Source organism: Pseudomonadota bacterium (genome assembly GCA_022361155.1).
Classification (GTDB): domain Bacteria; phylum Myxococcota_A; class Polyangia; order Polyangiales; family JAKSBK01; genus JAKSBK01.
The window spans coordinates 1-5,152 of record JAKSBK010000525.1 but is presented as its reverse complement, the minus strand read 5'-3'; the positions used below and the strand labels follow the sequence as shown (position 1 = coordinate 5,152).

At 65.5% G+C, this 5,152-nt stretch carries 2 protein-coding genes; both read left to right on the top strand.

What is annotated here, in order from left to right; genetic code table 11:
• Positions 1 to 21 precede the first annotated feature (21 nt).
• The gene (locus MJD61_19480) at positions 22 to 2,976 is read left to right on the top strand and encodes an efflux RND transporter permease subunit (GenBank protein MCG8557445.1); all 2,955 of its coding nucleotides are present in this window, start codon (positions 22 to 24) and stop codon (positions 2,974 to 2,976) included.
• 576 nt (positions 2,977 to 3,552) lie between these two features.
• Entirely contained in the window at positions 3,553 to 4,479 is a 927-nt protein-coding gene (locus MJD61_19475) for a hypothetical protein (GenBank protein MCG8557444.1), read from the top strand.
• Positions 4,480 to 5,152 lie beyond the last annotated feature (673 nt).

Here is a 5,152-nt window from a genome sequence, read left to right as displayed (position 1 = left end):
GGCGTCAAGGATCTGAAGAAGATGAGCTCGACCTCGGCCGAAGGCGTGAGTCTCATCACCCTCGAGTTCGAGCCCGAAGTCGTGATCGACGAAGCACTGCAGCGCGTGCGCAATCGCGTGAGCCGTGCCGAATCCAAGATCCCGGCCGATGCAGAAGAAACAACCGTGAGCGAGATTTCCTTCGCCGACATGCCGATCATGATCGTGACGATCGCGGGGCCGGTCGACGAGGAGCTGCTCAAGAAGCTAGGCGAGAAGCTCGAGGAGCGCATCGAGCGCATTCCGGGCGTGCTCAGTGCCACCCTCTCCGGTGGCAGGACCCGCGAGATCCGAGTGCAGATCGACCCGATCCGCCTACAGCACTACAGCTTGTCGCTGAACGACGTGATAGGGGCCGTGCGCGACGAAAACGTGAACGTGCCCGGAGGCGATCTGGCGGTCGGGGGCGCGAATTTTCTGCTGCGGGTGCCCGGCGAGTTCGATGACCCCCGAGAAATCGAGAACGTCGCTATCAAACGCAAAGGCGACCGGCCCGTGTTCGTGCGCGATGTCGGCCGCGTGATCGACGGTTTCGCGGAGCGCACCAGCTACGCGCGCATGAACGGGCAGCGGGCGGTGTCTCTGGCCGTGAGCAAGCGCACCGGCGCCAACATCCTCGAGGTCTCGGAAAGCATCAAGGCGACCGTGGCCGACGCGGCCGGCTCGTGGCCCGAGGGCGTCAGCTACCGCGCGCTGGCCGACCAATCGAAGATGATTCGTGACATGGTCAGCGACCTCGAGAACGGCATCATCACCGCGCTGCTCTTGGTGGTGAGCGTGATCATGTTCTTCATGGGCGCGCGCAACAGCCTCTTCGTGGCGCTTGCGATACCGCTTTCGTTTCTGACCGGCATCATGGTCATCTCGCTCTTCGGGATGACGCTGAACATGATCGTGCTGTTTTCGCTGATTCTCGCGCTCGGCATGCTGGTCGACAACGCCATCGTGATCGTCGAGAACGTGTACCGGCATGCCGAGGAAGGCAAACCGCTCAGGCAGGCGGCCGTGGAGGGCACGCGCGAGGTCGCCATGGCGGTTGCGGCGTCGACCGCCACCACTGTAGCTGCGTTCGCACCGCTCGTGTTCTGGACCGGCATCATGGGCCAGTTCATGGGCTACATGCCCAAGACGGTCGTGATCGTGCTGACCGCCTCGCTCCTCGTCGCGGTGGGCGTGCTGCCGGTGGCCAGCTCGCGCCTGATGCGGGCCAAGCGCCAGAAGCTTGCCCAAGACGGCAGCGTGCGGCGAGGTCCGATCATGCGCGCGTACCGGGTACTGCTCGAGGGCTCGATTCGCCACCGCTACCTGACGGCGGCCCTTGGCACCGCGGTGTTGTTCGGCAGCTTTGCGGCCTACGCCCAGCTCAACCACGGCACCGAGTTCTTTCCGGAAACCGAGCCCAACCGGGCCATCATCAGCGTCAAGGCGCCCGACGGCACGGACATCGAAGCCACCGATGCGATCGTGCGCCGGATCGAGGGCGAGCTGGCCCCGGTAGACAACATCGATGTGCACGTGGCCGAAGTGGGGGTGGCCGGTGACGCGCAAGACCCGATTGCAGGCTCGCAGGCCGCGGCCAACCAGGCGCGCATCACCATCGACTTCCTGCCCGATCGCGCCAGTGCACGGGGCCAGGACCGGGTGCGCATCGAACCGACCACACGAACCGTCGAGCGTATCCGCGAGGCCATCGAGCGCATCCCCGGCGCAGAGATCTCGATCGAAAAGGAGCGCATGGGCCCGCCGGTGGGTGCACCCATAGCCGTCGAAGTCTCCGGGGGTGACTTCCGCGCAGTGGGCGAGTACGCAGCGCAGGTGCGCCGCCAGCTCGCGGTCATCCCAGGCACCGCAAAGCTGACCGACAACTACCGTGTCGGCCGCCCTGAAATGCGCCTGCGGATCGATCGCGGCGCGGCCAAGCGCGTGGGCGCCAGCACCCAGTCGGTCGCCGGCACGGTGCGCACGGCGGTGGCGGGAAGCAAGGCGAGCACGCTGCGCGACGGCGAGGACGAATACGACATCATGGTCGAGCTCGACCCGCGCTACCGCGATGACCTGCAGGCCATCCTGGCGCTCCGCATCCCTGGCCGCGAGGATACGAGCCCCGACACGTTTCCGGTTCCCCTTTCGGCGGTCGCGAGCTACGAGCTCGCCGGTGGCAGCGGCTCGATCCGCCACATCGACCAGGACCTCGTCGTCACGATTCAGGGCGAGATCGCCGAAGGTTACAACGAGAACGAAGTCAGACAGGCCGTCAGCGACTGGATCGAGCAAGCGGAAGTGCCGGCCCGGTTCGAGGTGCGCCTCGGAGGTGCCAACGACGAGCAGCGGGACGCCCAGGAGTTTCTGAGCCGAGCGTTTGCCATCGCTATCTTTCTGATAGGCATCGTGCTCGTGAGTCAGTTCAACCGCTTCGATCTCCCCTTTATCATCCTGGCATCCGTGGTGCTTTCGTTGGTCGGGGTGTTGTGGGGCCTCGTCATCACCAAGACCCCGTTCGGCATCATCATGACCGGGCTCGGGGTCATCTCGCTCGCGGGCGTGGTGGTCAACAACGCCATCGTGCTGCTCGACTACGTCCAGCAGCTGCGCGCCCGTGGTCTGCCCGTCCACGATGCGCTCGTGCGCGCCGGTACCGTGCGTTTCCGGCCCGTCGTGCTCACCGCGCTGACCACCATACTCGGGCTGCTGCCCATGGCCCTCGGGCTCTCGATCGATTTCCGCGCCCTGCGCGTGCTCGAGGGCACCCAAAGCGCGCAGTGGTGGGGACCCATGGCCGTAGCCGTGATCTTCGGCCTGGCGTTTGCAACGGTGCTGACCCTCATCATGGTGCCGACCATGTACTCGATCCTCGATGACTTCCGCCGCATGTTCGGCTGGATCGCCGCCCGATTGCGCGGGACCCGGGCTCAGGCGAGCGAAGTGGCCGCGGAGTAGCTACATGCCGGTGCGGCCAACCGGAGCTGCGCTTTCTTGGGGCGAGGCGAGAAGGACATTTAAGTATGCGCATGCGGCCCTGGCATTTGGGGCAGGTCGTGACGTCGGCTTTTCACTGACGAAGAGGGCGGTCTCACGCGCTACGAGTTCGATGTCTACGGGAACGTGACCAAGATCCACCAAGTGGTTGAAAGCGAGACGTATACCACCGAGCGAGTGTTCGACGAAATGAGCCGGCTGACGCGGATGGTCGACGCGCTTGGCCAAGTGACCGAGGCGCCAAAGCAACGGCAGCCCTCAGTGGAAGCGCAGCCTCGGCAGCGACCGCATCGGTCTCCACCAAGATCGGGAAACCAGAGGACAAGCTCGGAGAGTTCGTTCCGGCACCTCCCCCCGAGCTTCCCCGCCCTCCGCTGCGCCCGAACGAGCGCCCGCCGTCCGCCGCGGACCAGTGGGAGCGCTTCAAGGAGTGGTTGAGAAGACAGTGACAGGGGCCGCAGGCCGCAGAGGTTCGAGGACTGCAAGTACGCTCGGGCTCTGGTCGCTCGCAGTCTGGTGCGCGGCGATCCTGGCCTCTTGCACGACCTATTTTCGTCCGGTGGTGGCTCATCGAGCCGAGTCAAGTCAAGGTCCGGAGTTCGCGGTGAGCTTCAGGAGGTTGGGCTCTTCGGTTTGGGAGCCGGCGAGCTCGGCGTGGAGGCCGAATTGCGCTTGCCGGAGGGTGGTCATGCGGACGGTGTGCGTCTCGCGCTTCTTCACGGACCACCTTGCCAGAGCGGGATCGCTGGCTGGCTCGAGCCCCTAGACGCGCCGGCCAATACGCGCGAAAGGCGGCCCGTTCGCAGGCGCGCGATGTTTTCGGCCGAGCCCGCACGCAAGACGATTCTCTCGTGGACGAATGCCGTGGACTTCCGACTGTCGGGGCCGGGCGCCAGCCAGGACTGTCTGCGCATCCCCTTGGTGCAGGGCGGGCGGGGCGTCGAGTGGGCCGCCAGCAACAAGTGGTTTCACAATATGGGCTTCACGGGAATGTTCGCAGTGGGTCCGTCTGCCCTGTCGGGCCCGGCCGCGGGCGGGTCGACGCGCATAGGTGCGTGGGTGAGCCAGGATGCGCGAGCCTGGCTGGAAATCGGCGCTGTGGGATCGAAGCACGAGAAGCTGCCGCTCGGCCAATTCCCCATCGGGCTGGCAACCGACACCGAGATCGCGCGTCGTGGGCGTTCGTCTGTCCGAGCCTACGCAGGCTACCACCTGTGGCCAGGCCTTCGCGGCCCGGACTCGCCTGAGGCCAAGGCCACGGCCGCGCCCCTTTATCATGGACCGCGTGCCGGACTCATCTTGAGCCATGCCGCCGGGTTCGACGTGCCTCTTGGCTTCGATCTCGGTCTTCGCTTGATGACATTCGATCTAGACCTCCCGGTTTCCCTGCTCCTATCCCACGCGCAGGGAACCCAGGCCACTCTGGTGTTCGGTCTTGCTGCGGGCATGACCTTTGGACTCTGATGTTGCCGGCCGCACTGACATCGCAAGCGTTTGCCGATCTGAAATCGCGAGGAATCGGGTGAGTAGCCTCGTTGCGATCGCAAAAGGGTTCCGTTTTGGTCGCATGCCGAGGTTGTGCGAGAAGGACATTTAAGTATGCGAAAGGGGGGTAGGCGCCAAGTAGCGTCACGGTCGACCGGGGCTTGATGTGGGCCCAGGCCAGGATGGCGAGGGCGTTGGTGGCGGCCAACCGAAGGGCGAGCGGCGGGGGGCACCTTTCTGCGGAGCGCGACATGCACGATTGCATCGGCTCGGCGGACCGGCGTTGGGCTCAGCTCCCCGCTAAACGATCAGGATTCCTGTGGCGAGGCACTAGGCGGGTAAGAGCGGGGTTCAGCCTCCTCGCCAGGGGGTGTCGGTGTCTTACGCCACCCCGATTGGCCCCAAATCGGGATCGCGCCCGTCGCCAACTTCTGGCGCAAACACCGAGGACACCAGTTCGCGTCGAGCACCCTGATGGGCGAGAGTCGCGGTAGGGACGGGCCTTAGCTCTGAGGGTTCGGCCCGCCCCCCGCACAGATCCCGGCGAGCGGCGCTACCGCACTGGGCTCCTACCTCGGGTGATGACGCCAAGTCGCTGCAGGGGATAGGGATGGAAGATGCGGGCGGGAGGTAGCCAGCGCTGAATGAGCCG